The sequence below is a fragment of the Streptomyces sp. NPDC048612 genome, from assembly GCF_043199295.1.
In the GTDB taxonomy this organism is placed as follows: Bacteria; Actinomycetota; Actinomycetes; order Streptomycetales; family Streptomycetaceae; genus Streptomyces.
The window spans coordinates 460912-485100 of sequence record NZ_JBICVV010000001.1 but is presented as its reverse complement, the minus strand read 5'-3'; the positions used below and the strand labels follow the sequence as shown (position 1 = coordinate 485100).

The window sequence follows — 24189 nt, the reverse complement described above, 5'->3', positions numbered from 1 at the left end:
AGATATATCCCGGCCCCACGGTCACCGGTCGGCGCCACGCCCGGACGGCGCACGGCTCACGGAGCGCCCGGCGGCCGTGGCGGCACGGGCGAAACGGGTGGCGTCGAGGACGGCCGCCCCGCCCGGATCGTTGTTGAAGTAGGTGTGGACATCGGCACCGTCCGGCCAGGTGTCGGCGATCCGCCGCACCCAGGTGGTGAGCGCCTGCCCGCCATAGCGCGGCCAGGGGTCCGCGCGGCCCTCGTGGAAGCGCACATACCCCCAGTCGGCGGTCCGCCACAGGGGCGTCACGGGCCGGGAGCCCCGGTCCGCCCAGCACAGCGCGGCACCCCGCCGCTCCAGCACCGACCTGATCTCCTCCGTCCACCACGAGGCGTGGCGGGGCTCGACGGCCACCCTGGTACCGGCGGGGAAACAACCGAGACAGTCGTCCAGCAGCCCGGCGTCCACCCGCAGGGTGGGCGGCAGTTGGAGCAGGACGGGCCCGAGCCGGGGCCCGAGGGCGGCGGCCCGCGACATCAGGCGCCGGACCGGCTCCTCCGGATCGCGCAGCCGCTTGATGTGGGTCAGATAGCGGCTCGCCTTCACGGCCATCACGAACCCCTCGGGGGTCCGGTCCCGCCAGTCAGCGAACGTCTTCTCCTCGGGCAGCCGGTAGAAGGCGGCGTTGCTCTCGACGGTGGCGAAGTGCCGCGCGTACTCCTCCAGCCACAGCCGCTGCGGCCGGTCCGGCGGGTACAGCACCGCACGCCAGTCCTTGTACTGCCAGCCGGAGGTTCCGACGAGAACGGTCATGCCCGCATCCCTGCCCGGTCCGGGGTGCGGCGTATCAGCCGTGCCCCGGGCCGCAGCCGCTACGGCGGCCCCGACCCCGTCAGCGCGCCGGCACACCCACGGTGTGCAGGAACTCCCCCAGGAACTCGTTGAAGACGTCCGGGCGTTCCATGTTGGGGTAGTGCGCGGTGCCGTCGATGGTTTCGGCCCGGCCATGGCTGACGCCGTGCGCCAGGCGCTCCCCCATGCCGATCTGGTCGGGCGCGTCGATGGCGCCGCTGAGGGCCAGCACCGGAACGGCGATCTTCGCCGCCCGCGCCCAGGTGTCTGCCACGGGGAGCTGCCAGTCCGGTTCGGTGCCGGTGTGCTTGGCGAGCGTCCGCTCGGCCATCGCCCGCAGTCGTCGCACGACGCCCTAGTCGACGTCGTCGAGCGTGCGGCGTGGGCCGGCCGCGAACAACATGAAGGCGTCGATCCAGCCCGCGACGTCACCGGCCGCCAGGGCGCGGTCCTGCTCGGCCACGATGTCCTTGACCCAGGGGTCGCGGAACTCCGGCTCGCTGGTCCCGGCACCGCTGACGACCAGCGCGCGCACCAGCCCGGGGTGCTCCAGCGCGGTGTCCACCGCGATGCCCGCGCCCATCGAGAGTCCGACGAGGACCACCGGGCCGACGTCCAAGTGCCGCAGCAGCGCGGCGAGATCGTCGGTGTGCCGGAACGCTCCGGTCTCGATCGAAGAGGTGCCGTGGCCACGGGCATCCGGGACGATCACCCGGAAGTCCGGCGTGAGGGCCGCCAACTGGTCATCCTGTACCGACGCGTACAGCGCAAGGTCGAACAGGCCGCGCCGGTCGAGGGACTGTCCGTCGGCGTGCGCGCCGTCCTGGACCTGCTGTGCGACAAGGGCCCTATGACCGTCCCTCAGATGGGCCGGGCCCAGGCGCTGAGCCGGCAGTTCGTGCAGCGCATGGTCAACGACGCCGCTGACCGGAAGCTGGTCGAGATCACCCCGAACCCGGCTCATCAGCGTTCTTCGTTGATCCGGCTGACCGATGAGGGCAGGGCGGCCATCACCGCGGTGCTCGCGCGCGAGCACGCGCTGCTCCGTCACGTCCAGGGGAATCTGACCGACTCCGACGTGCGGGCGTGCGTGCAGGTGCTCACGGAGATGCTCGCGCTCTTCGACCAGGTGGAGGTGGACTGAGGGACGCGGGCCACCGCACCCGGCGCACCCTCACCCTCGCGAACACGGCGTCAGCTCCCCCGGCGGCACCCAGCGGTAGCACCCGCCCGCCTCCTGGCCGAGCCAGCCGTTGACGCTGTGCAGGCCCCGTTCGTTGAGCTGTGCGTCATGGATGCCGTAGGCGCGCTCCGGCCGGACCGTGCGGACGAAGTCGATGGCTTCGGAGGTGCGCAGCCACGAGGCCTGCACGGGGACGAACAGCGTCTCCACCGGTCTGTCGGGCACCTGGAGCGAGTCGCCGGGGTGGTAGAGGCGCTCGTCGATCAGGTAGCCGAGGTTGGCGCAGTCCGGGAGGCCGCCGTAGATCCGGGCGTGCCGGCCGCCGTGCGCCGTGACGGCGAAGCCGGCCGCGCTGAACTCCTCGCCGGGCTCCACCTCGATGACGTCCAGGAGGCCGCCGAGGTCCGCGCCCTTGGGCGCGAAGACCGGCACCCCGAGTCCCTTGAGGCGCAGCACGTCGACATGGTCGGCGTGCTCGTGTGTCACCAGGACGGCATCGGCACCGGGCAGCGCCCGCGCCTCGCTCCAGATGCCGGGGTCGATGACCAGCGTCCCGCCCCCCGGACGCTCCAGCCGGACACAGGAATGAGTGTATTTGGTGAGGCGCATCCTGCGGAGAGTACGCGGCGGGGGTGCGGGTGTCAGCACGGTGTCATGGCGTCGGCCGCCCCCGCCGGCGCCCCCGGCGGCGACGGCGGGGAGTGGCTTGCCCTGTCTAGATCCGGTCCGTCACATCAACGCTCCGGTACGCGAGCTGTCGTGGGGTCAGGGTGAGCTTGAGCCGGTGTCTGGCGGAGCCCGTGCTCGACCCGCCGCTGTCTGTGATCACCCAGGTGCGGACCCCCGACCGTGCGCGGGCATCCCGCTCCAGCTCGACGGTGAACTCCAGCTCGATCGGCCCCATCTCGAACTGCAGCTCATCGCTGTCGAACCTGCCGGTGGCCGCGCGCAGGTCGTCGCGTACGGCCTGTACCGCTTCGGTGAGGTCAATCCGGTTGCGCTCCATGCTCCTCTGCTCCCTGTGTGGCGGTGCGACGTGGTCGACGGGTTCAACAAGGTTGATCTCCACATGTGCCGGGATGCTGGCCAGTCCCGAGGTGGTCGAGTAGGCGTCGGACTCGGCGGCCAGGTGGTAGGCGGACAGCGCCTCGCCCTCGACGTCCCCGGTGTCCTCGTCTCCTTCCGCGAGTACGGCGTGCAGCTGCTGGGCCCGGCTCCGTTCCGCCGCCAGTGCGGTGTTGCCCTCCGTGGAGAGCTGGTCGTAGAGCGCGAGGGACTCCTCCAGGGGGACCAGGGCCTCGTCCCAGGCGGCGCTGGCGGCCAGCAGGGTGGCGAGGTTGTGCAGCCCGCGCGCCAGCTCCGGCATCGCGCTCCGGTCCTCGTCGCACACGGACCGGTAGCCGCTGATCGCCTGTCGCGAGGCGGCGATGGCCTCCGTCGTACGGCCCGAGGAGCCGAGGACCAGCGCGAGGCACTCCAGGGCGTTGCCGCGGAGGCGCTGTACGGGCGGCCGGACGTGCGCCGGCTGGATCTCGGTGATCCGGAGGCACTCCTGCAGCACATCGACGGCCTCTTCGGACGCCCCGATCTCGGCCAGGCAGATGCCCAGTTGCAGCAGTGCCTGGGCCAGCCCGGTCCCGGTGGCCTGGTAGCGGTCGAGGAGCCGGCGGTGGATGCCCACCGCTTCCTGGGCGATCAGGAGGGCCTCCTCACCGTCGCCCGCGGCGAGCAGCCGCCGGCAGGCGGTCAGGAGGCGGTCCGCGAGCTGCGGGCCGTAAGCCCGGAAGTCCTCCTCCGCCTGTACCCGCAGCCGCTCGATCTCCCCGCTCCGCTTCCTATCCGGCGTGCTCATCGTCACCCCCCATTGCCATGGCTTGTTGCAGCAGCGTCAGCGCCAGTGCGGAATCGAAGATGTCCGCACTTCCCACCGGTGTGTGCCAGCTCATGAGCTTGGCCGGGCCGCCTTCCACGGGCGGCGGCCCCGGCGCGGGCACGGTCTCGTGTTCCGCGGCCGGAGGCGGTATGACGACGGCCGCCGGCTCCTTCGCGGGGACGGGCTCCGGCACCACCAGGCCCTTCACCAGCGCCAGCCGCCGGGCCCCGCCCATGGAGGCGATCAGCGGCACATGCCGCAGCTCGGCCGACTCCATCGCCGCCTTCGTCCCGTCGAACACCGCTTCCAGGTCCCGCACGTCGCCGGCCCGCGTGGCCGCCCTCAGCGTGGCGAGGAAATGCCCGGTGAACGCGGTGTGATCCGCCCCGTCCGAGTCCTGGGACGGCTGGTTGGGGCCGCTGGAGGCGATCACGCACACCCCGTCGGCATGGTCGTCGGGCAGCTCCTGTTCGAGGGGGATCGCGACCTCGGGTGTGCTGAGGCACAGGTCCCCCTCGCCGCTCAGCAGTCCCGTGGCGACTCCGCTGAAGCAGCAGTCGAGGACGATGATCCGCAGGGCGGCCGGCGAACTCCGCACCAGCCGGCGGACCGTCCGGTACGCCAGGCCCGTGGTCTCGATCGAATCGGGGCTCGACGACTGGGAGGCCAGGTAGAGGTCACCGTCGACCTTCCAGCCGTGGCCCACGTAGTAGAGCAGCAGCACGTCGGTCGCGGACTCGGCCGCCCGTTTGATGGCGACCCGCATTCCCTCACCGGTGCGCGGATTCGCGACCATCCGGCACTTCTCGCGGTGAAAGCCACCGCCGTCGGACGGCGCGAGCACACTGCGCAGACCCGCCAGGTTGTGGATCGCGGCCGGCACCTCGGGAAAGGCGTGATCCTGGTACTCCGACACCCCGATCAACAGGGCATACGAAGCGTCGAACCGCGGCAAGCGGGCCAATGCGTCACTCTTCGTCAAGCTGCTGAACGGCCCGCTCGATCACCTCGGCGTCCGTCCCGCTCACCGTGACGGTCCGGCCGTCGCGTTCGAACGTCACGGAAAGCTGCGGGGCGTTCATCTTCTTCCACTGGGCGACGGTGTAGCCCAGGGACCCCGCGCTGAATCCGGAGCTGACGACCAGCTGCACCAGATCGAGCACGTATCCCAGTTCACCCTTGACCGGTTCGGCACCGACCAGCCGCACCTCGGCATGCCTGCGGGCGTCCGGTTCGTCGAGCAGCCACTGGTAGAGGCTCTGCGCCAACTCCCCTGCCGTGTCGGCGTCTTCGCACCGGATCGTGATCTCCACCGTAAGCCTCCGGCCCGCGTCGGAATGGGCTCTGAGCATAGAGCCGGATGATGCGGCGGGACGGCACTTCGCTCATATCGCAGTTGTCCGTCATGAGGGGATCGGCCGGGACTCCGGGGCGCGCGGCCCGAAGCCCCGGGCCGCTCACCCCAGGGGGTGCGATTCCGGTGCGTCCACGGGTGGTTCACCGCCCGCTTCGTTGAAGGCCGTGAGTGCCTCGATGAGCGAGGCGCGCTGGGCGGGGGCGAGTCGTTCGACGATGGTGCTGATCTCCGCGCGGCGACGGGCGGTGACCTCCGCGACCGTGCGCCGGCCCTCGTCGGTGAGCTGGAGCAGGGTCTCGCGCCGGTTGCCGGGGTTGGCCTGACGGTGCGCCAGGCCTGCCGCGATGAGCCGGTCCACCATGCGCATCGCGGTCGAGGGCGCGACCTGGAGCAGTTCGGCGAGGGCGACGAGTTTGGTGGCGCCGCGGGTGGAGAGCACCACCAGCATCCGCAACTGCGGCAGCGTCACCCGCTCCTCGACCTCGCCGAGCGACCGTGCCGACACCGCCACCAGCAGCCTCGACGCCGTGAGCACCGCACGGGTCACCGCTTCCACATCATCCATGGCCCCCGTGGGGGCTCCGCGCTCCGCCATTCCCCTTTTCTACCGTCCCCGTTGTCCGGACGCCCTCGGCGGGACAACGGGGACGACCGGCGGCCTGCCCGGCTGCCTGCGAGGCCGGGAACGCCGCCGCACGTGCCCGCCCGGATACGCGAAGGGGCGGCATCGTAGCCCATCACCGCCGCCCGCCCCAGGGATTTGCGCATCGCCGCTGAATCGGCTTCTTTGCTCAGTGCAAAAGTTAGCGTGACCGTGCCCCGGCAGCCCGTGGGCGACAGCGCTCCGGCGCTCAACGCGCGCAATCAGGAGGCATGATGAAAACTCACGCGCGGACACCCCAGTCCCCCTCGAAACGTGGCCGTCTGATAGCCGTCGCGGTCGCTCTCACGGCCGTCATCGCGTCGGTATCCGTCTGGCTCTCCCAGCAACACGGCCCCGCACACGAGTCGGCCTCGGCCCACCTCCCGGCCGCGAACGCGGCAGCGGCCGGACCGGAGGGCGGCAACTCGGGTGAGGTGACCTCCCTGGACAAGGTCTTCCTCACCAAGGTCCGGCAGGCCGGGCTGTGGGAGATGCCGGCGGGGCGGCTCGCCCAGTCGCACGCGTCGAGCGAGTCCATCAAGCGCGCCGGGATGCATCTGCTCGAAGGACACAGCAGGCTCGACCAGCTGGCGCGTGAGGACTCCGAGGCGCTGGGCGTTCCCATCCCCGACCAGGCCACCGCCGAACAGCAGGGCTGGGTGAGCCAGTTGAAGAAGGCCCGGGGGAAGGAGTTCGACCAGCTCTTCGTCGACCTGCTCCGCGCCTCCCACGGCAAGATCTTCATCACCATCGGCGAGGTCCGCGCCACCACCAAGAACACCCTGATCCGGCGTCTTGCCACCCAGACCAACGACACCGTCCAGGACCATATGAGCGTCCTGGAGGACACCGGCCTGGTCACCGACGACACCCTCGACGACGTGGCCTCGACCATCCCCAAGTAGCATTGTTTCAGGGGGACTTGAGCTGACTTTCCGAGTGGCGTCCCCGGGTCGGAGCCCGGGTCAGTCCCCCCAGATCTTGCGGTAGGCCTGCCGGTAGCCCTCGGAGTCCCAGGACAGCGCGCCGCCGCTGTTGGCCGAGGTGGCGATGTGCACCGGGGCGACATACCCGCTGTCCGGGGCGTCGCTGAAGGCGCGGTTGAACTCGTCGACGATCTGCCAGCCCTGTTCGGAGAGCGGCTCGGGCACGGTCGCGGCCTGGAACTCCTTGCCGTTGACGCGCTGGAAGGCCGACGGGTCGCCGTCACCGGCACCGATGTTGAACGGGGCGCCGGCGCCGTCCTTGCCCGCGGCGCGCAGGGCGGGGGCGGCGTGCTGGAAGTACAGGTCGTTGATGGCGGCGGAGTGGGTCCACCGGCTGCCGAAGCGGGACATCAGGGAGCGGACTTCCTTGATGGACCGCTTGTTGACCTGGGGGATGGGCATGTTGGTGTAGCTCAGCAGCTTGGTGCCGGAGCAGGTGGCGAGTTCCTTCTTGATGAGGTCGGACTTGTGCTTGGCGAAGGGGACCGTGGCGTCGGTGAACAGGACGACGCCCGCGTGTCCGTTGGACCGGGCGATGATCCAGTCGGCGCTGATCTTCGCGACGTCCTCGACCCGGGAGGTGATGTTGCTGAAGAGCTCGGGGTCCTTGCTGGGGCCCGGAGACGGTGCGGCGTGCCAGCCGATCAGCGGGATGTTCGCCGCACGGGCCCTCTTGACCTCCGCCCCGGTCGTCGCGGGGTCGAAACCGCTGATGACGATGCCGTCCGGCTTGAGGCGAAGGGCCTGCCTGAAGGCGGCCCGCAGACCGTCCGGCGTGCCCTGGCCGTTGAGCGTGCGGGCACGCCACCCGACGATCTTGGCGGCTTCCTGGACTCCCTGGGCGACTCCGGCGACGCCGGGGTTGGTCAGGGTCTGGGCGATGTAGACGACGGTCTTGTCATGCACCGCCTTGGGGCCGGTGGTGGGGCCCTTCCAGGGGGCGCTGACCGCCTCGGCCTTCCTGACGGCCTGCTGGGCCCTGGCGAGGGCGGTGGGACATCCGGGCTCGGCGGTGTCCCGGTGGGACGCGGTGGTGCCGGTGCCGGGTTCACAGCCGGCGGCGGTGGCCGTGACCAGGAGTGCGGCGGCTGTCACGACCGCCTTGCGGATGGGGTGCACGGGACTCCTCGCAGGGCAGGATGAGGTTACAGGCGGGGGTGGGGGGAGACAGGTTACGGGTGGTGCCGCTCCGCGGAGCAGCCCCCTCCGGGAGATGCGGGCCAGCGGCCGGCGACGCCGGGCCCGATACGGAACGAACCGGTCCACCCGTCCCACTCTCCCAACGAAATCCGGCCATTCAGCGCCTCGTCCGGCACCGCACTCTGCAGTGAAGACAACGGGCCAAACATGACAAAGAGTTGAATACCGTTTGGCCATTGGTCGTCATGTGTTGCCTGCGCATGCACAAGCGGTAATGTTCACCGCCGGTCGGAGGTGTGGCGCAATCCTTTCGCTCACAAGGGGCGAAATACGCATTCCCCACCCTCCCCCGTCGTCGGCGGTCGGCACCAACACCACCTCGGTCACCGCTCAGGAGCACGTCGCAAGGAGGCCTGGGTGTCTGCGGACACAGTGGACCCGCCACACGAACCGGACCGTTCCCGGCGTTCACCGCTGCGTCCGCGGTTCCGTCAGCAGGCGGGTGCACTCCTGGACCGCTGGCCGTTCCGGCGGAAGCTCAATGTGCTGGTGATCGCGCCGGTCGCGGTCGTCGGCGTGCTGCTGGCCATCGGCGTCAGCAATCAGGCGGACAAGGCCCTGGACGCCGGCCGGACCGAGGAGCTGGTGCGCGACAGCGAGCAGGTCACCAGGCTGATCAACGACATCCAGGCGGAACACCGGCAGGCGCTGCTGCTGTCCGTCGAGCAGGAGGCGGCCCGGCCCGGTGCCGCCCTGCCGTCGACCGCCGCCTACCGCGGGGCGCAGCGGGTCACGGACGCACAGGTCTCCGCCGTACAGACGTCGTTCGGTGCGGAGCTGCCCAAGGAGGAGTCGCGGGCCCTGGAGTACGTGCGGGGTCTGGCGGTGCTGCGGGACAAGGTCGAGCGGGGCTCGGTGCCGGCCGCCGGGATCGACCCCGCGTACGCCGCCGCGGTCGGCTATCTGATCGACGGCATCGGCCTCGACCGCTTCGTCGGCAGCTCGTCGTCCTCGGTCACCAACCTGCTCGACACGGTCCTGCGCGCCGACGCCGCCCACGCGGCCTTCGAGAGCGGGGTGTTCTCCGCCCAGACCCGGGACGCCAACGCGCTCACCGAGTACACCCGCGCCGTCGGTGCCCAGAAGCTCTACGAGGAGCAGACCGAACGCTTCGCCAGGATCGCCGCTCCGGACCAGGTCCTGCGCCTGGGCGGGATCGCGCGCAACGCCGAGGAGAACGGCATCGAGGCCCGGTTCGCGGAGCTGCAGATCGATCCCGGCTCGCTGCAGGGCCAGTCCCCGCAGCAGCTGCGCGAGGCGATGGACGCCGGCACCCGGCAGGCCCAGTCGCGCCTCGACATCACCCGGTCGCTGATCGACCAGATCGCCGCGCGGGCCGACAGTCTCTCCGCGAGCGCCCTGTACAACGCGCTGACCATGCTCGGCCTCGCCCTGCTCGGCTTCACCTCCTGGCTGACCTTCTCCGTCCTCGTCCGGCGCTCGGTGGTGCGGCCGCTGACGGCTCTGACCGGCGCCGCCCAGCAGGTGGTCGACGTGGCCGGTGAGGAACTCGCCAGGGTCGAGGACGACGAGTCGCCGGACGGCACCCCGCTGCGGCCGCGGGCGATCCCCGTCCCGGTCCGGGACGAGATCGGTCATCTGGCCGAGGCGTTCAACCAGGTGCAGGTCACCGCCGCGGCGCTGCTGGAGCGGCAGGTGCTCAGCCGCCGCAATGTCGCCGAGATGTTCGGCAACGTCGGACGCCGGGTCAGCAACCTCACCTCGCGTCAGCTGATGCTGATCGACGCCGTGGAACGCGAGGAGACCGACCCCGACGTCCTCCAGCGGATGTACCGCATCGACCACATCGCGGTACGCCTCCAGCGCAACGCCGACAGCCTGATGCTGCTCGCCGGCATCCGGGACCCCGAGGTGGAAGCCCGGCCCACGACCCTGGTCGATGTCATCCGGGCCGGACTCGGCCAGATCGAGGGCTTCCAGCGGGTGTCCCTGCGATCCGAGACCGAGGTCACCGTCGGCCCCGACATCGTCGACGACCTGACGCTGATGCTCGCCGAACTCCTGGAGAACGCGGTCTCGTTCTCCCCGTCCGACACCCCCGTCGAGGTGGTCGTCCGGCCGGGCACCGACATCACCGCGGACGGCGGCGCCCTGATCGAGGTCATCGACCACGGTCTCGGGATGAGCGCCGACCGCCTCGACGAGGAGAACGCCCGGCTGGTCCGCCGCGAGCGGCTCGACCTCGTACCGACCAAGGTCCTCGGCCTGTTCGTGGTCGGCAGCCTCGCCCGTCGCTCGGGCATCCGGGTCACCCTGAGCCGTACGCCGGGCGGCGGTGTCACCGGCACCGTCTGGCTCCCCGCCACGCTGCTGCTGACCGTCCGGCCGGGCGCGCCCTCGTCCCCCGCGGCGGAGCTGCCCGCTGTGGACACCGGGGACGAGGCGCGGGCCGAGTCCACGTCAGCGCACCCCGCACCGGACGACTCTCCCTCCGCGCACCCGGCACCGGCCGACTCCACGTCAGCTCATCCGGCACCGCCCGCGCAGGAGCCCACCGCGCCCGAGCCCGGCCCGGCACCCGCCACGCCCCTGCCGGTGCGGACCCCCGCCCCCGCGCCCGAGCGGCGGCCCGTCGCCCCCTCGCAGGAGGGCGGGCTGCCACGGCGCCTTCCGCAGCGCACGGACCGGGAGCCCGCCCCCGCGTCCGGGCCGCGCCCGGCGTCGGCCGGCCGGCCGCTGCGCCGGCGGGTGCGGGGCGCGACGCTCCCCATGACCACTCCGACGGCCGGCCGGGAGGCCGAGGGCATGCACCGGCCGGCCGACGCCGACGCGGTCCGTTCGGAGCTGGACGCATTCGAAGCCGCCGTACGCCGGGCGGAGCAGGACAGCGCTCCGCCCCCGAGGGACTCAGCGCCCTCAGCACACCAGCAACCCCGGAAGGAGTCGGGCAGTGACGACGCCGACAGGTAAGAGCAGTCCCGAGCGCGCGGAAGCCATGGATCTGACGGCCGCCGCGGCCGACTTCACCTGGCTGCTCGACCGGTTCGCCACCCAGACCGCCGGTGTCGTGGACGCCATCGCGGTGTCCTCCGACGGCCTGCTGATCGCGGTCTCCCAGCTGCGCGAGCAGGCCGACTCCGAGCGGCTCGCCGCGATCGTGTCGGGCGTCACCAGCCTGGCCGCCGGCGCGTCCGGCAACTACGGCCTGGGCGGCCTCAACAAGGTCATCATCGACCTGGAGGGCGGCCACGTCCTCGTCTCGGCGATCGGCTGTGGTGCCGTCCTCGGCGTGGTGACCTCGAAGGAGGCCAAGCTCGGCAACATCGCCTACGAGATGACCCTCTTCGCCAACCGGGCCGGCAGTGCGCTCACCCCCCAGCTGGTGCTGGAGCTCAAGAAGAACGCCGGCGCCGCACCGGCCCGCTGACCCGTCCCACCCGCGGAGGCAGGAATGCGGGCGCCAAGAAAAGGACCACGAAATGGCCGTCGGTGAACCAGGACCGAACGAGGCGGCGGGCGCTGCCCGCGGCCCGTCGGAGCCGGTCGGCCGCGCTCCCGCGATCCGGCCGTTCCTGCTGACCGCCGGCCGCGTGGCGGGGGACGGCGCCGGCCCCCCGCTCCCGGTCGAGGCCCAGATCGTGGCGACCTCGGCCGGGCTCGCCGCCCTGGGAACGCTCGCCTTCGAACCACACGACATCGTGGCCGCCTGCCGACAGCCGCAGTCGGTGGCGGAGCTGGCCGCGCGGCTGCGCCTCCACCTCAATGTCGTCCGGGTGCTGGCGGAGGACCTGCGGGCCGCCGGGCATCTGGCGGTCCATGTCGCGAACGCCGGCACCACCCAGGACATTTCCGTACTGCGAAGGGTTATCGATGGTCTCCGCGCCGTCCCCGACTCACGGGACACACTCCGTGACAGCGGTTGAACAGCCGCCGGTACCGGTCAAGTTGGTCATCGCCGGCGGCTTCGGTGTCGGCAAGACCACGGCCGTCGGCGCGATCTCCGAGATCCGGCCGCTGACCACGGAGGCCGCCATCACCGAGGTCGCGGCGGGGGTGGACGACCTCACCCACACCCCCGGCAAGACCACCACCACGGTGGCCATGGACTTCGGCTGCCTCACCATCGACCCGACGCTGAAGCTCTATCTGTTCGGCACGCCGGGCCAGGACCGGTTCGGCTTCATGTGGGACGACGTGGTCGAGGGCGCGCTCGGCGGCCTGGTGATCGTGGACACCCGCCGCCTGGACGACTGTTACGCCGCGGTGGACTACTTCGAGCACAAGGGCATCCCCTTCGCCGTCGCCGTCAACGCCTTCGACGGCGAGGTCCACCACGACCTCGACGAGGTGCGCTGGGCGCTCGACGTCTCCGACCACGTACCGCTGACCGTCTTCGACGCCCGCAACACGGGCTCGGTCCGTGACGCGCTGCTGATCGTCCTCGAAGTCGCCCTGTCCCGCGCGGAAAACGGCGCGGCGGACTGACTCCCGAACGGTCTCCCGGCCTCCGGCCCGCCGTAACTACCGGTAAGTGATCAGTTTCACCCGGTACGGAACACCGCTCCCCGCCCCCGCCGCACTTCCGGCTGCCATGATCCGTGACGATGCGGATGCAGCCGGCTCCGCGGACCGAAACGACGGCGAGATCAGGGGTGTTGGCGTGAGACGGGCGTGGTCACGGTGGGCTGTGCGCAGGCGGACGGGCACCGGCGGGGGCTCCGCACCGGGCGGACCGGGGACCGCCCGTCGCCCGCGGACGGCGAGGCGGGCGGCGGCGGTCGGCGCGGTCACCGTGCTCCTCTGCCAGCTCCTCGGCGGGCATCCCGCCGTGGCACGGACCGGTGCCCTGCCGGGATCGGCGTTCCCCCTCGTCCTCGACGTGGACCTGACGCCGAATCCGGTGTGCCGCGGCCCCGTGCACGGCCGGGTGCAGATCTACGACCCGGCCGCGGCGAAGTCCGGGGCCACCGTGGAGTGGCGCGTACGGGCCGGTGAGAAGCGCCTGGCCGGCGGGCGGCTCGCCATGACCGCCGGCGTGGGCACCGCAAAGTTCCGCCTCCCCCACGACCGGGTGCCCGCCACCGAGACCGCCGTGCAGATCGAGGCCCGTCTCGCCGCCACCCCGGAGCATCCGGCGGCCGGCCACTACGGCAAGGTCTGGCGCGACACGCTGCGCCGGGGGTGCGACCCGGTGCGGGTGGCGTCCGTCGGCGACTCCGTGGTCTGGGGGCAGGGCCTGGATCACGATCAGAAGTTCCCCTATCTGACGGGTCAGCTGCTCGGACGGGAGACCGGCCGGGGATCTCAGCACCGGGACTACGCGATCTCCGGCGCGGTACTCGACGCGCCCGACCTGCCCGCGGGCAACAAGGACGCGGCCTGTCTGCGCACGACGGAGAAGCAGGACCCGGACGGCGACGGGGAGATGGAGTTCGGCGAGGTCACCCAGCAAATGCCCGATGTGTTCTGCCAGTTGGAGAGGGCGGGCGCGGAGGCACGTGCGGGCGGCTACGGGCTCGACCTGGTCGTCATCAACGGATGCATCAACGACCTCGACCCCTTCTTCGGCATCGGCGTCGGCCTCACCCCCGGCTCGGAGGATCTGCCCAAAGCGGTGAAGCGGGAGTGCTCCGGCGTCGGCGCGGCGCCCGAGAACCCGGCCGAGGACGTGCCCTACTTCAGCGGCGCGAAGGTCGGGTACGGCGGACGCGGGATGCGGGCGGCGATCGAGAAGGCCCATGCCCTGCCGGGGCGGCCGAAGGTGCTCGTGGCCGACTTCTCCTACGCGCTGAGCCGCAGCAGTTCACCGATCCCGGTGAAGACCTGCTCGACCCCGGGCATCACCGCGGGGCGGCGGGCCTCCTGCCGGGCCGCTCTCGGCAAGGTGGCCGAGCGCTACGAGCAGTACACCCAGCTGGCCGGAGCCGCCTACCGCCAGGCGGCGGCCGCGGCCAACAAGGCGTCCCAGGACGGCCCGTACGCGGCCGCGGCCGACGGCCTGTTCACCGTGGACAACGCCGTCCTCACCCCGCACTCCAAGGTCTGGGGCAACCCGGTGACCGACCCGGCCTTCCCGCTGCGTACCCGGGCCTGCCCCGAGCTCAGCGCCACTCCGCTGCAGTGTCTGAGCGCGGCCGTCGCCCACCCCGACATCGCGGGCGCCCGCCAGTACGCCGAATCCTTCCTCCTCAACCCGAGCCTGCGCAGCTGGTTCCACCTTCCCCACCAGGGCCCCCGGGCACGGCTCAAGGCCCCGGAGCACGCACGCCTCGGCGGTGAGGTCCCCCTGTCGGTCACGGTGAACGGCAAGCCTCCCGCCGCCGGATACCGCTACCACTGGTACTTCGGCGACGGCACCGAGCAGGAGACCGACCAGGCGTCCGTCACCCATGCCTACGACCACAAGGGCCCCTGGCTGCCCCGCCTCGTGATGACCGACCGGGACGGCAGAAAGGTGCTGGTCGAGGCCCCCGGGGATCTCACCGTCAAGTGAAGGACCGGCGGCTAGATTCCAGCGGGAGAGCCAACTCCCCTTGAAGGGCACCGATATGAGCATGTTGCAGGCGGTCGAGGTCCCGCGGTCCCTGGCCGCTTCGTACGCCAGGAACTTCGGCGAGGAGGGGATGGCCTGGATCGCCGGGCTGCCGGCTCTCGCCGCGGAATCCCTGGAGCGCTGGGAGCTGGAACGGGACGGCGCGGCCGGAGCGGGGGAAGCCTCGCTGGTGCTGCCGGTGCTGCGGAAGGACGGCACCCGCGCGGTCCTCAAACTCCAGATGCCCAGGGAGGAGAGCCGCGCCGCACTCATCGGGCTGCGCACCTGGGACGGTGCGGGGGTGGTGCGGCTGCTCGACCACGATCCCGAGAGCAGCACCATGCTTTTGGAACGGCTGGACGGTGCCCGCACGCTGGCCTCGATCGAGGACGACGACATGGCGATGGGCATCCTCGCCGGTATTCAGGCGCGGCTGGTCCGGGTCCCCGCGCCGCCGGGGCTGCGGAGCCTGGGCGAGATCGCCACCGAGATGCTGGAGCGGGTTCCGCGGGCGGTCACGGCGCTGGCCGACCCGGCCGACCGGCAACGCCTGCGGGGCTGGGCCTCGGCGGTGGCCGAGCTGGTCGGCGAACCGGGCGACCGGCTGCTGCACTGGGATCTGCACTACGACAACGTTCTCGCCGCGGAGCGCGAGCCCTGGCTCGCCATCGATCCCGAGCCATTGTCCGGCGATCCCGGCTTCGACCTGTGGCCCGCCCTGGACAGCCGCTGGGAGGACGTCGTCGCCAAGGGCGACACCCCGCGCGTGGTGCGGCGCCGCTTCGACCTGCTCACCGCGGTGCTCGGCCTGGACCGTGCGCGGGCGACCGGCTGGACGCTGGGGCGGCTGCTGCAGAACGAGCTGTGGGACATCGAGGGCGGCGCGACCGCGCCGGCCCCGTCCTCCGTCGCCCTCGCGGAGTCGCTGCTGAACCGTTAGCGCCGCCCCGTGAGAGTGCGACGACGGGGCCGGGTTGCCGCACGACCGTGAGGGCCCGCCCCGGGGAGGGGCGGGCCCGTGCGCCACTGCTACTCGTGGAGCTTGTCCCGGATCTCCGTCAGCGCGGCCGACACCTGCTCCTCGGTGTTCGTCTTGTCGAGGCCGAGCCCGCTGAGCACGCCCTCGCCGTTCTCCTGCTCCAGCAGCGCCAGCAACAGGTGCTCCGTGCCGACGTAGTTGTGACCCAGTCGCAGCGCCTCGCGGAAGGTGAGCTCAAGCGCCTTCTTCGCCTGGGCGTCGAAGGGCACGAGGGCGGGCAGGGGCTCGCCGGCGGGCTCCGGCAGCGCCTCGGTAGCGGCCGCTCGGACCGCCTCCAGCCCTACGCCCTGGGCGACGAGCACGCGTGCGGCCAGCGATTCCGGGTCGTCGAGCAGGCCGAGCACGAGATGCCCCGCGCCGATCTGCGCGTGGCCGCCTTCGCGGGCCTTGTTCTGGGACGCGACGACGACGCTCCTGGCCCGGGGGGTGAACCTGCCGAAGTCCTGGCTCATGCCGGGCTCCGACTCGTCCTTCGTCACGAACCGCTTCTGGGCGGCCTGTCGGGTGACGCCCATGGACTTGCCGATCTCGGTCCATGAGGCACCGGAGCGGCGGGCCTGGTCGACGAAGTGGCCGATGAGATGGTCGGCCACGTCGCCGAGATGGTCAGCGGCGACGACAGCGCTCTGGAGCTGGTCGAGAGCGTCGCCGTGCACCTTCTTGATCGCCTCGATGAGGTCGTCGAGACGGACGGGATTGTTCACCTGAGTCGATTCCACCATGAGGCAACCTTAGGTTGACAGCCACCAGGGTGTCAACCCTTGGTTGACACCCTGGTGGGGGCTCCGTGGGTGCGGGGACTCAGGGAAGCAGCCGCGCCGGGTCGGTGCGGGACAGGGCCGCTGTCACCTCCAGTTGCCAGCCGGTCTCGTACGCCTCGGTGAAGTGCGCGTCGCCGAGCGCGGCCCGGCCGCGGCCGCTCAGCGTGCGGATCTGCGGATCGGTGCGGTCGTGGGCACCGCGCAGGCGGGCCGCCGCGCCGAGCAGGACAGCGACCTCGCGGTGCCGCCCGTGCAGCGCGGCAAGGCCGGCCACGGTCACCGCCACCGTCGCCACGATCGGCATGTCCCTGCTGTCGACGGCCGCCGCGTACGCCCGGCCCAACGCCTCCGCGGCACCCGGCCCGTCGCCGAGTTCGAGACAGAGCGCGCCCCGCACCGCGCCGAGCAGTGCCTGCCCCTGGTCGCCGCCGAACACGCCCGGCCCGAACAGTCCGGCCTCCAGCGACTCGAACAGGCCGCGCGCCCGGGCCAGTTCGCCGGTGCGCACCCGCAGGGCGGCCTCCCGCGCGTCGAGCAGGACGGCCATCTCGGGCGACGCCGAGCGCAGTACGCGCTCCCGGGCCACGGCGATCGTCTCGGCCGCCCGCGCGGTCTCATCGAGCCGCACCTGCAGATCGATCCGGCGCAGGTCGACGAAGATCTCGTCGCTGAGGCTGAGCGATCCGAACGCGCGGGCCAGCCGTTTGGCCTCGTTCAGGTCGGCCAGTGCGCCGTCGAGATCGCCGTCGTACTGCCGCACCAGCGCGTTCAGGGGCAGCGCCTTGGCCAGGCCCCAGCGGTCGCCCGCGCGGGCGAAGCACTCCAGCGCGGCGCGCACATCGCTGCGGACCTGGTCGAAATGACCGTCGTTCTCGGCGAACTGGGCGCGGAACAGGCGGGCCATCCCGGCCAGCCACACATCGGGCCCGTCGACCAGCCGCTGGAGGACGGCCGGCGACACCTCGGTCTCCGTCAGGGCGGCCAGCCCGACCGCGGTCAGCACGCCGCGGCGGCCCGGCAGCTCCGGATGGCTCAGCAGCCGGCCGGCGAGCGCCCGCAACTCCCCGCGCCGCTCCGTGACCCAGTCCTTGGCCGGCGCACCCCGGGTGGCGACGGTGTTGAGCGCCAGCAGCCCCTCGGCGATGTCGCGTTGCAGGCCCGGCCCGGTGACCGGCAGCGCGACCGTCTCACCGAGCCAGTAGGCCGCGTCGGGGTGCCGGCCGAGCATCTGCCAGTACCAGGTCAGGTCCACCGCGAGCGCGCTCGCGCCGGCGGTGTCACCGGTGTCGCAGAGGTGGCGCAGCGCGGCGAGCGCGTTGTCGTACTCGGCGTGCAGCACATGGAGGGCGTCGAGCTGCCCGGGGCCGCGCAGCAGCGGGTCGTGGCGGGCGACCAGCCCGGCGGAGTGGCGCGCGGCCAGGTCCCGCACGCCGGTCAGGGTGCCCTGCTCGGCCAGGCGCTCCAGGCCGTACTCGCGGAGGGTCTCCAGCATCCGGTACCGGCCGGTGTCCGGCGCGAGCTGCAGCAGCGACCGGTCGACCAGGTCCGCGAGCAGCTCCGGGATCTCGTCGGCGGGCACCGCGGTGCCGGCACAGACCGCGGTGGCCGAGTCCGGTGTGACACCGCCGGGCAGGACCGCGATGCGCTCCGCGACCGTACGGGCGTCCGCACCGAGCAGGTCCCAGCTCCATGCGATGACCGCGCGCAGCGTGCGGTGCCGGGGGAGGGCGGTCCGGTTGCCGGTGGTCAGCAGGCGGAACCGGTCGGACAGTCCGGCGGCCAGGCCGGCCAGCGAGAGCGTGCGCAGCCGGGCCGCGGCCAGTTCGAGGGCGAGCGGCATGCCGTCCAGGCCGCGGACGATGCGCAGCACCTCGCCGAGGTTGTGCTCGTCGACGTCGAAACCGGGACGTACGGCCGCCGCCCGCTCGGTGAACAGGCGCACCGACGCCGTACGGCGGGCCTGCCCGACCTCCTCGTGCGGCTCGGGCAGGGCGAGCGGGCCGAGCGGTACCAGCGTCTCGCCGTCGACCGCCAGTGGCTCACGGCTCGTGGCCAGTACCCGCAGAGTGGCGCAGCGGGCCAGCAGCGCCGCGATCAGGTGCGCCACGGCGTCGACCAGATGCTCGCAGTTGTCCACCACGAGCAGGCTCTCGCGGCCGTCCAACTGGTCGGCCAGCACGTCGAGTTCGCCGACCGGGTCGCCGCGCAGCGCGGCCGGGGCCGCGAAGAGCGCCGCGCCGCGCAGCCCGATCGCGGCCAGCAGCGCCGCGCCGACCTTGGCGGGCTCGGTGACCGAGGCGAGGTCGATCATCCAGACGCCGTCGCGGTACGCGGGCCGGTGGCGGCGGGCGGCCTCGACCGCCAGGCGCGTCTTGCCGGCGCCGCCGGGGCCGAGCACCGTCACCAGCCGCCCGGAGGCGAGCAGCCCGTCGATCCGGGCGAGGTCGTCGTCGCGGCCGAGGAAACTGGTCAGCGGTGCGGGCAGGTTGCTCCGCCGGACCGGCGAGGCGTCGGGCGCGGGCCGTTCGGCGCGCAGCAGGCGCAGGTGGCGTTCGCTCAGGGCGGCGCCCGGGGCGGTGCCGAGGTCGTCGGCCAGGCGCTCGCGGGTCCGCTCGTACAGGGCGAGGGCCTCGGCCTGCCGCCCTTGGGCTTCGAGCGCGTCCATGAGGAGCGCGGTCGCGCGCTCGTGGAAGGGGTGCTCGGCAAGCAGTGCGGCCAGACCGGTGGCGGCCGCGTCGGCGTGGCCCCGCGCCAGCTCGGCCTCGGCGAGGTCGGCGACGGCCTCGGTCGAGGCGTGCGCCAACCGGGTCGCCACGGCGGGCGCCACCGCGGCGACGACCGTGGGCCCGGCGCCGGGACGGTCGCCCCAGAGCGCCACGGCCTCGCCGAGCACGGCCGCCGCGGCATGGGGGTCGCCGGCGCGCAGGTGGTCACGGCCCGCGGCGGCGAGCTGCTCGAACCGCAGCGCGTCCACGTCGGCCGCGTCCACGGCCAGCCGGTAGCCGCCGGCGTGCTGCGCGACGTCACCGGCCGCGCCGAGGGTCCGGCGCAGCCGCGAGACGAGGGCCTGCAGGGCGTGGGCCGGGCCGGCCGGCGGCTCCTCGGCCCAGATCGCGTCGATGAGGCCGCCCGTCCCGACCGTGTGCCCGCCGGCGAGGGCGAGCCGGGCGGCCAGAGCCTGCAACCGGGCGCCCGATACGGACAGTTCGGTGTCACCGCGGGACAGCTGGAAGGCGCCGAGCAGCCTGACCCGAAGCCGCGCACCCCCGGCACCCCCGTCCATGCTCCGATCCTCGCACGCGCACGGCCGGGCCCTCACGTCAGGGCGTTGCCCGTGTGCCCTCGTGTCAGCGCTGTGTGCGCGCCGCGTGAGGGGCCCGCAGCACTCTGGGCGTGCCACACAACAACCGCTCTCCGAAAGGGACTTCTGATGCATGACGTGGTGATCGTGGGCGCCGGCCCGGTCGGACTTTTCCTCGCCTGTGAACTCGGCCTCGCGGGCTGCTCCGTCCTGGTGCTCGAACGGGAACCGGAGCCCGGCTCCCCATGGCGGGCGGACCCCCTCGGGATGCGGGGCCTGTCCGCCGGGTCCGTCGAGGCGTTCCACCGCCGCGGGATGCTGCACCCCCTCCTGGCGGCCTCGGGCCTCCACGACGCTCCCGGCCCGGACCCCGACGCGGACGAGCCGTCACCTCCCGGTGGCGTGGGCCACTTCGCCGGCCTGGTGCTCGATCCGGCGAAGGTGGACCTCGCCGCCCTGCCGTACCGGCTTCCCGGCCCGGCGGCGGACGGCGTGCTGACGCACCTCGCAGCGGTCGAGGCGGTGCTGTCCGAGCGGGCTTCCCGGCTCGGTGTGGAGATCCGGCGCGGCGTCACGGTCTCCGCCCTCGCCCAGGACGACGACGGCGTGGTCGCGCGGGCCGGCGAGCACGCGTACCCGGCGCGCTGGCTCGTCGGCTGCGACGGCGGACGCAGCGCGGTGCGCGGGCTCGCCGGCTTCGAGTTCGTCGGCACCGAGCCGCTGTTCACCGGCTATGTCATGCTCGCCGCTCTCGCCGATCCCGACGTGCTGCGCCCCGGGATCAACCTGACGCCGACGGGCCTGTACCTCCGGATGCCCACCGAGGGGCACCTCGGCGTCATGGACTTCGACGGCGGCGCCTTCGACCGTTCGCAGCAGCCGACTCGCGACCACCTCCAGACGGTGCTGCGCCGGGTGTCCGGCACCGCCGTGACGCTCAACGACGTCTCGCTCGCCTCAAGTTTCACCGACCGGGCGATGCAGACGACGACCTACCGGCTCGGGCGCGTCCTGCTCGCGGGCGACGCCGCGCACATCCACTCCCCCGTCGGCGGACAGGGACTCAACCTCGGCATCGGCGACGCCATGAACCTCGGCTGGAAGCTCGCGGCGACCGTGCTCGGGCACGCGCCGTACGGGCTGCTCGACACCTACACCCGCGAGCGGCATCCGGTCGGCGCCTCGGTGCTCGACTGGACGCGCGCCCAGGCGGCGGTGATGCGGCCGGACCCCCATGGCCAGGCGATCCAGGCAGTGGTGCGCGACCTGCTCGGGACCCGTGACGGAACGACCCACGTCTTCGAGAAGGTGTCGGGATCGTCGATCCGCTACGACCTCGGCAGCGACCAGCCGCTGACCGGCCGCAGCGCCCCGGACCTCCGTCTCGACGACGGCACGCGCCTCGGCGAGCTGCTGCGGGACGGACGAGGCGTCACGCTCGATTTCAGCTCCGGCCACCGCCTGCGCGAGGCGGCGAAGGACCGGCGGAACCACCTGCGTTACGTGGCCGGGGCGGCGAGGAACGACCTCGGACTGGGTGCCGTGCTCATCCGGCCGGACGGCGTCGTCGCCTGGGCGGCCGGGCACGACGTCGACCCGAAAGCCTTCGAGCAGGCCGCCGACCAGTGGTTCGGCACCCCGCGAACCTGACGCCACAGCCCGTCTCCACCTGAACCTTCCTTGGCTCAACCCACCTTCCAAGGAGCACTTATGACGATCACCCTCCGCCCGGGAACCACCGTGATGTTCACCGGCGATTCGATCACCGACAGCCGGCGGCTGGAGAGCGAGGACGGCCTCGGGTTCGGCTACCCGCTGCGCATCGCGGGCGAGTGGGGCCTGCGGCACCCGGACCGGCCCGTGACCTGGCTGAACTCCGCGATCGCGGGCCACAAGGTGAGCGACCTCGAACCCCGGTGGCAGCGGGATGTGCTCGACGCCCGCCCGGACGTGGTGTCCATCCTCGTCGGCGTCAACGACATGGGCTGGCACACCCTGGACCCGGAGGGGCGGGTGATCCCCGTGGCGGAGTTCACCGCGGGCTATGACCGGCTGCTCGCACCCCTCGCCGGGGCGGGCACGGAGCTGATCCTCATCGAGCCGTTCCTCCTGCCCGTCCACGGCGTCGTCGAGGCCGGTGCCGCACTCGTCGGAGAGGCAGAGCGCAAGGAATGGCGCACCGATCTGAACCCGAAGATCCAGGCCGTCCGGGAACTCGCCGGCACGTACGGTGCCCATCTGCTGCCCGCCGACCGCATGTTCACCGAACTCGCCACGACGACCGGTCCGGAACACTGGGCCGAGGACGGCGTCCACCCGACACCGGCCGGCCACGCCGCCCTCGCGGCGGCCTGGCTGCGCCTGGTCGCCTGACCGTGCCCCCAGCCAGAAGTGCACGCGACTCCACGGGTATTGCCGTACCCGCCGCCGGGAGGTGCTCGGCTCAGTCCCACCACAGCACGAGAAGAAGCTGCCGTCGGGACGCCTCACGGTAGAAGTCACGGAGGGCGTGGAAGTGCTCCAGCAGATACTTCCGCAGACCTCCGGCGATCCCGTCCGCTCCGTCGCCCACCAGGGCGGCGGCCTCGGTTTCCTCGGCCGGCAGGGTGGCCAGTACGGCTCGCAGGTCGATCTGCCCGAGCAGCTCCGAGACATGAGCCGCTCCGGCTGGGGACAGCGCCGCGGGAGCGGGTCCGAAGGGGCCGATGGCATACGGAGGCGTGGCGAGGAAGCCGACGTCGACCGATGCATCGCCCTCGGTGGCCCGCCGGAGACCATGCAGCAGCACGTCATCGAGACCTGCCAGCGCACAGACCCGTTCCAGCAGGACGGGTGCCCAGTCCAGGTCCAGCACATCCTCGGCCGGCGGATTCCAGCGGAACTCTCCGTCCGGTGAGGCACCGGCTTCCTGCCGGCAGGCGGCGAGATACTCCGCCGGGACACGGGCGAGCTGCTGAGTGACGGCCATGGCGGCAGTATCCCGACGCCGTCCAGCAGTTTTCTCCGCACTCGGTCTTGTGGGGGTGGTTCTGCCTGTGCCGGGTGACGTTCCGTTGCGCATTCCGCTGGCGGTTCCGTCGCCCCCGAGGCCGGGTCAGCCGTCGGCCGGTGTCGTCGCCGTGCCGTCCCCCGCGCTCACCGGGGCGGTGCCAGGAGAGCCGGGGCGGAGGAGATAGCCGGAGAACCAGGCCGGGAAGGCGCGGCGGAGGGAGCTGGGGCCGGTGAGGGTGACCAGCTCGGCACGCAGCAGGCGGTCCCAGGTGGTTTCCCCGAGCCAGTACCGCGTCAGGGCCTCAAGGTCCGCTTCGATCCGGAGAGCGACCGGGAATCCGCCGTCCTCGGTGCACAGCGTGACCTCGGGGCGGCGCGCGAGGAGGTAGTACGGCTTCGGCTGGCCGGAGAAGCGGAGTTCGACCAGGGTCGGTTCCTGGGGAAGGTGTTCGGGCACCACCCGTCGGCGGATGTCCCAGACCAGCACATCCGGGTCCAGGTGCTCGGGGCGGAGCCCACGGCGGTCGAAGTGCATCGCCCAGCTTCCGAGTTCGCGCAGGACCGGAGCGAGCTGGGCGCCGCCCTCGGTGAGGGCGTAGCCGTCGCTCTCGCGGACAACGATCCCGGCGCGTTCCAGCTCCTTCAGCCGCGCCGACAGCATGGTCTTCGAGATGCGCGGGATGCCGCGCCGGATGTCGTTGAAGCGCCGTTCGCCCAGCAGCAACTCGCGCACGATCAGCAGCGCCCAGCGCTCACCGAGGGCCTCCAGCGCGCGAGCCACCGCGCAGAACTGTCCGAATCCCGTCATCCCCGCAGAGTAGCGGTACGGAATCCGTACTTGCCCCGTCGCCGGACGGATCTAGGGTCCCCTATATGACCAGCTACATGACCAGCGAAAACACTGAAAGCGGCATCGATTTCCTGCGTTCGATCATCGAGGGCCGCAGGCCCCAAGCCCCCCTCTCGAAGACACTGGGTTTCGAGATCGTCGGCGTCGAGCCGGGCCGGGCGGACTTCGAGGGCCGGGCCGGCGAGCACCTGTGCAACCCGATGGGGACCGTGCACGGCGGCTTCCTGACCACCTTGCTGGACTCCGCCATGGGTTCGGCCGTCATGAGCGAACTGCCCGCGGGCAAGGCGTACACCACGGCACAGCTCAATGTGAACCTTCTGCGCCCGGTCGTCCCGGGCACCGGTACTCTGCGCGCCACCGGGCGCACCCTCCACGTCGGCCGCACACTGGCCACCGCCGAGGCGCAGCTCATCGGTGTCGAGGACGGAAAGCTCTACGCCCACTCCACCACCACCTGCGCCCTGTTCCCCACCCGCTGACCGGACACCCGCCCCTGCCCTGCTCACGACGTCCTGTGCCTCTGCGCTTCGGTGTGCCCTCCCCACAGGCGCAGGTCATAGGCAACTACTCCGGCGACCGTTCCTGGCCGGCCGCGGCAGCTCGCCAGGCGGTCGGGCTGGTGCCGAACTCGGCGCGGAACCAGCGGGAGAAGGTACTGAGCGCGGAGAAGCCCAA

At 72.2% G+C, this 24189-nt stretch carries 25 protein-coding genes; 11 read left to right on the top strand and 14 right to left on the bottom strand.

Annotated elements, in window-relative coordinates; genetic code table 11:
* Window positions 1-21 precede the first annotated feature (21 nt).
* The 3 genes from ACGFN2_RS02025 to ACGFN2_RS02015 all read right to left on the bottom strand — a co-directional run bounded on the left by ACGFN2_RS02025 (window position 22) and on the right by ACGFN2_RS02015 (window position 1546).
* Window positions 22-795: a DUF72 domain-containing protein gene (locus ACGFN2_RS02025; protein WP_393356788.1), complete on the bottom strand. Its 774-nt coding sequence runs from the start codon at window positions 793-795 to the stop codon at window positions 22-24.
* Window positions 796-874: 79 nt separating this feature from the next.
* Window positions 875-1183, bottom strand: coding sequence for an alpha/beta fold hydrolase (locus ACGFN2_RS02020; RefSeq protein WP_393356786.1), 309 nt, complete (start codon window positions 1181-1183; stop codon window positions 875-877).
* A gap of 6 nt (window positions 1184-1189) precedes the next feature.
* A complete protein-coding gene (locus tag ACGFN2_RS02015) occupies window positions 1190-1546 on the bottom strand; it encodes an alpha/beta fold hydrolase (RefSeq protein WP_393356784.1) in 357 nt (118 codons plus the stop codon).
* On the opposite strand from ACGFN2_RS02015, the gene ACGFN2_RS02010 reads away from it, so the two are divergent.
* Window positions 1532-1978, top strand: a complete 447-nt coding sequence (locus ACGFN2_RS02010; protein WP_393357162.1) for a MarR family winged helix-turn-helix transcriptional regulator — start codon at window positions 1532-1534, stop codon at window positions 1976-1978. The genes ACGFN2_RS02015 and ACGFN2_RS02010 overlap by 15 nt on opposite strands.
* 30 nt (window positions 1979-2008) lie before the next feature.
* Here the strand turns inward: ACGFN2_RS02010 and ACGFN2_RS02005 are convergent, their stop codons facing one another.
* The 5 genes from ACGFN2_RS02005 to ACGFN2_RS01985 all read right to left on the bottom strand — a co-directional run bounded on the left by ACGFN2_RS02005 (window position 2009) and on the right by ACGFN2_RS01985 (window position 5842).
* Window positions 2009-2626, bottom strand: a complete 618-nt coding sequence (locus tag ACGFN2_RS02005) for an MBL fold metallo-hydrolase (protein ID WP_362601745.1) — start codon at window positions 2624-2626, stop codon at window positions 2009-2011.
* A gap of 106 nt (window positions 2627-2732) precedes the next feature.
* The gene (locus ACGFN2_RS02000; protein ID WP_393356782.1) at window positions 2733-3869 is read right to left on the bottom strand and encodes a trypco2 family protein; all 1137 of its coding nucleotides are present in this window, start codon (window positions 3867-3869) and stop codon (window positions 2733-2735) included.
* Window positions 3853-4854 carry a caspase family protein gene (locus tag ACGFN2_RS01995; RefSeq protein ID WP_362601739.1) on the bottom strand — a complete coding sequence of 334 codons (1002 nt, stop codon included), beginning with the start codon at window positions 4852-4854 and terminating at the stop codon, window positions 3853-3855. Before ACGFN2_RS01995 ends, ACGFN2_RS02000 begins: the two co-directional genes overlap by 17 nt.
* A 4-nt stretch (window positions 4855-4858) precedes the next feature.
* Window positions 4859-5203 carry a hypothetical protein gene (locus tag ACGFN2_RS01990; RefSeq protein WP_393356780.1) on the bottom strand — a complete coding sequence of 115 codons (345 nt, stop codon included), beginning with the start codon at window positions 5201-5203 and terminating at the stop codon, window positions 4859-4861.
* Window positions 5204-5347: 144 nt separating this feature from the next.
* Window positions 5348-5842, bottom strand: a complete 495-nt coding sequence (locus tag ACGFN2_RS01985) for a MarR family winged helix-turn-helix transcriptional regulator (RefSeq protein WP_393356778.1) — start codon at window positions 5840-5842, stop codon at window positions 5348-5350.
* 281 nt (window positions 5843-6123) lie between these two features.
* Between ACGFN2_RS01985 and ACGFN2_RS01980 the strand changes: the two genes are divergently transcribed.
* Complete coding sequence (locus ACGFN2_RS01980; RefSeq protein WP_362601731.1) at window positions 6124-6795, top strand: DUF4142 domain-containing protein; 672 nt, start codon at window positions 6124-6126, stop codon at window positions 6793-6795.
* A 60-nt stretch (window positions 6796-6855) separates the two neighbouring features.
* Here ACGFN2_RS01980 and ACGFN2_RS01975 read toward each other — a convergent pair whose 3' ends face one another.
* On the bottom strand, window positions 6856-7995 hold the full coding sequence (locus tag ACGFN2_RS01975; protein ID WP_362601728.1) for a substrate-binding domain-containing protein: 1140 nt from the start codon (window positions 7993-7995) through the stop codon (window positions 6856-6858).
* Between the two features lie 570 nt (window positions 7996-8565).
* Between ACGFN2_RS01975 and ACGFN2_RS01970 the strand changes: the two genes are divergently transcribed.
* The 6 genes from ACGFN2_RS01970 (at window position 8566) to ACGFN2_RS01945 (ending at window position 15509) form a co-directional block, all read left to right on the top strand.
* On the top strand, window positions 8566-11007 hold the full coding sequence (locus ACGFN2_RS01970) for an ATP-binding protein (RefSeq protein WP_393357160.1): 2442 nt from the start codon (window positions 8566-8568) through the stop codon (window positions 11005-11007).
* Between the two features lie 25 nt (window positions 11008-11032).
* Window positions 11033-11464 carry a roadblock/LC7 domain-containing protein gene (locus ACGFN2_RS01965; protein WP_018088646.1) on the top strand — a complete coding sequence of 144 codons (432 nt, stop codon included), beginning with the start codon at window positions 11033-11035 and terminating at the stop codon, window positions 11462-11464.
* 52 nt (window positions 11465-11516) lie between these two features.
* A complete protein-coding gene (locus tag ACGFN2_RS01960) occupies window positions 11517-11960 on the top strand; it encodes a DUF742 domain-containing protein (protein WP_362601722.1) in 444 nt (147 codons plus the stop codon).
* The gene (locus ACGFN2_RS01955; RefSeq protein ID WP_362601719.1) at window positions 11908-12522 is read left to right on the top strand and encodes an ATP/GTP-binding protein; all 615 of its coding nucleotides are present in this window, start codon (window positions 11908-11910) and stop codon (window positions 12520-12522) included. Before ACGFN2_RS01960 ends, ACGFN2_RS01955 begins: the two co-directional genes overlap by 53 nt.
* A gap of 343 nt (window positions 12523-12865) precedes the next feature.
* Window positions 12866-14530 carry a PKD domain-containing protein gene (locus ACGFN2_RS01950; RefSeq protein WP_393356774.1) on the top strand — a complete coding sequence of 555 codons (1665 nt, stop codon included), beginning with the start codon at window positions 12866-12868 and terminating at the stop codon, window positions 14528-14530.
* Window positions 14531-14585: 55 nt separating this feature from the next.
* Window positions 14586-15509 (top strand): aminoglycoside phosphotransferase family protein, encoded by a 924-nt coding sequence (locus tag ACGFN2_RS01945; protein ID WP_393356772.1) that lies wholly within the window; start codon window positions 14586-14588, stop codon window positions 15507-15509.
* A gap of 89 nt (window positions 15510-15598) precedes the next feature.
* Here the strand turns inward: ACGFN2_RS01945 and ACGFN2_RS01940 are convergent, their stop codons facing one another.
* Window positions 15599-16330 carry a Clp protease N-terminal domain-containing protein gene (locus ACGFN2_RS01940; RefSeq protein WP_362601711.1) on the bottom strand — a complete coding sequence of 244 codons (732 nt, stop codon included), beginning with the start codon at window positions 16328-16330 and terminating at the stop codon, window positions 15599-15601.
* Window positions 16331-16409: 79 nt separating this feature from the next.
* Window positions 16410-19652: an ATP-binding protein gene (locus ACGFN2_RS01935; RefSeq protein ID WP_393356770.1), complete on the bottom strand. Its 3243-nt coding sequence runs from the start codon at window positions 19650-19652 to the stop codon at window positions 16410-16412.
* A 147-nt stretch (window positions 19653-19799) separates the two neighbouring features.
* Between ACGFN2_RS01935 and ACGFN2_RS01930 the strand changes: the two genes are divergently transcribed.
* Both ACGFN2_RS01930 and ACGFN2_RS01925 read left to right on the top strand, forming a co-directional pair.
* Complete coding sequence (locus tag ACGFN2_RS01930) at window positions 19800-21320, top strand: FAD-dependent oxidoreductase (RefSeq protein WP_393356768.1); 1521 nt, start codon at window positions 19800-19802, stop codon at window positions 21318-21320.
* 60 nt (window positions 21321-21380) lie between these two features.
* On the top strand, window positions 21381-22043 hold the full coding sequence (locus ACGFN2_RS01925) for a GDSL-type esterase/lipase family protein (protein ID WP_393356766.1): 663 nt from the start codon (window positions 21381-21383) through the stop codon (window positions 22041-22043).
* Window positions 22044-22113: 70 nt separating this feature from the next.
* Here ACGFN2_RS01925 and ACGFN2_RS01920 read toward each other — a convergent pair whose 3' ends face one another.
* Complete coding sequence (locus ACGFN2_RS01920; RefSeq protein WP_393356764.1) at window positions 22114-22638, bottom strand: DUF1877 domain-containing protein; 525 nt, start codon at window positions 22636-22638, stop codon at window positions 22114-22116.
* Window positions 22639-22764: 126 nt separating this feature from the next.
* On the bottom strand, window positions 22765-23469 hold the full coding sequence (locus tag ACGFN2_RS01915; RefSeq protein ID WP_362601697.1) for a helix-turn-helix domain-containing protein: 705 nt from the start codon (window positions 23467-23469) through the stop codon (window positions 22765-22767).
* A 65-nt stretch (window positions 23470-23534) separates the two neighbouring features.
* On the opposite strand from ACGFN2_RS01915, the gene ACGFN2_RS01910 reads away from it, so the two are divergent.
* Window positions 23535-23993 carry a PaaI family thioesterase gene (locus ACGFN2_RS01910; protein WP_362601694.1) on the top strand — a complete coding sequence of 153 codons (459 nt, stop codon included), beginning with the start codon at window positions 23535-23537 and terminating at the stop codon, window positions 23991-23993.
* An 85-nt stretch (window positions 23994-24078) separates the two neighbouring features.
* Here ACGFN2_RS01910 and ACGFN2_RS01905 read toward each other — a convergent pair whose 3' ends face one another.
* Window positions 24079-24189, bottom strand: coding sequence for a hypothetical protein (locus ACGFN2_RS01905; RefSeq protein ID WP_393356761.1), 111 nt, complete (start codon window positions 24187-24189; stop codon window positions 24079-24081).

Excerpts from the sequence above, each read along its gene's own strand:
- ACGFN2_RS02025 (WP_393356788.1), bottom strand. The coding sequence starts at position 795 with ATGACCGTTCTCGTCGGAACCTCCGGCTGGCAGTACAAGGACTGGCGT.
- ACGFN2_RS02005 (WP_362601745.1), bottom strand. The coding sequence starts at position 2,626 with ATGCGCCTCACCAAATACACTCATTCCTGTGTCCGGCTGGAGCGTCCG.
- ACGFN2_RS02000 (WP_393356782.1), bottom strand. The coding sequence starts at position 3,869 with ATGAGCACGCCGGATAGGAAGCGGAGCGGGGAGATCGAGCGGCTGCGG.
- ACGFN2_RS01985 (WP_393356778.1), bottom strand. The coding sequence starts at position 5,842 with ATGGCGGAGCGCGGAGCCCCCACGGGGGCCATGGATGATGTGGAAGCG.
- ACGFN2_RS01980 (WP_362601731.1), top strand. The coding sequence starts at position 6,124 with ATGAAAACTCACGCGCGGACACCCCAGTCCCCCTCGAAACGTGGCCGT.
- ACGFN2_RS01965 (WP_018088646.1), top strand. The coding sequence starts at position 11,033 with ATGGATCTGACGGCCGCCGCGGCCGACTTCACCTGGCTGCTCGACCGG.
- ACGFN2_RS01960 (WP_362601722.1), top strand. The coding sequence starts at position 11,517 with ATGGCCGTCGGTGAACCAGGACCGAACGAGGCGGCGGGCGCTGCCCGC.
- ACGFN2_RS01955 (WP_362601719.1), top strand. The coding sequence starts at position 11,908 with ATGGTCTCCGCGCCGTCCCCGACTCACGGGACACACTCCGTGACAGCG.
- ACGFN2_RS01945 (WP_393356772.1), top strand. The coding sequence starts at position 14,586 with ATGAGCATGTTGCAGGCGGTCGAGGTCCCGCGGTCCCTGGCCGCTTCG.
- ACGFN2_RS01940 (WP_362601711.1), bottom strand. The coding sequence starts at position 16,330 with ATGGTGGAATCGACTCAGGTGAACAATCCCGTCCGTCTCGACGACCTC.
- ACGFN2_RS01935 (WP_393356770.1), bottom strand. The coding sequence starts at position 19,652 with ATGGACGGGGGTGCCGGGGGTGCGCGGCTTCGGGTCAGGCTGCTCGGC.
- ACGFN2_RS01930 (WP_393356768.1), top strand. The coding sequence starts at position 19,800 with ATGCATGACGTGGTGATCGTGGGCGCCGGCCCGGTCGGACTTTTCCTC.
- ACGFN2_RS01925 (WP_393356766.1), top strand. The coding sequence starts at position 21,381 with ATGACGATCACCCTCCGCCCGGGAACCACCGTGATGTTCACCGGCGAT.
- ACGFN2_RS01920 (WP_393356764.1), bottom strand. The coding sequence starts at position 22,638 with ATGGCCGTCACTCAGCAGCTCGCCCGTGTCCCGGCGGAGTATCTCGCC.
- ACGFN2_RS01915 (WP_362601697.1), bottom strand. The coding sequence starts at position 23,469 with ATGACGGGATTCGGACAGTTCTGCGCGGTGGCTCGCGCGCTGGAGGCC.
- ACGFN2_RS01910 (WP_362601694.1), top strand. The coding sequence starts at position 23,535 with ATGACCAGCTACATGACCAGCGAAAACACTGAAAGCGGCATCGATTTC.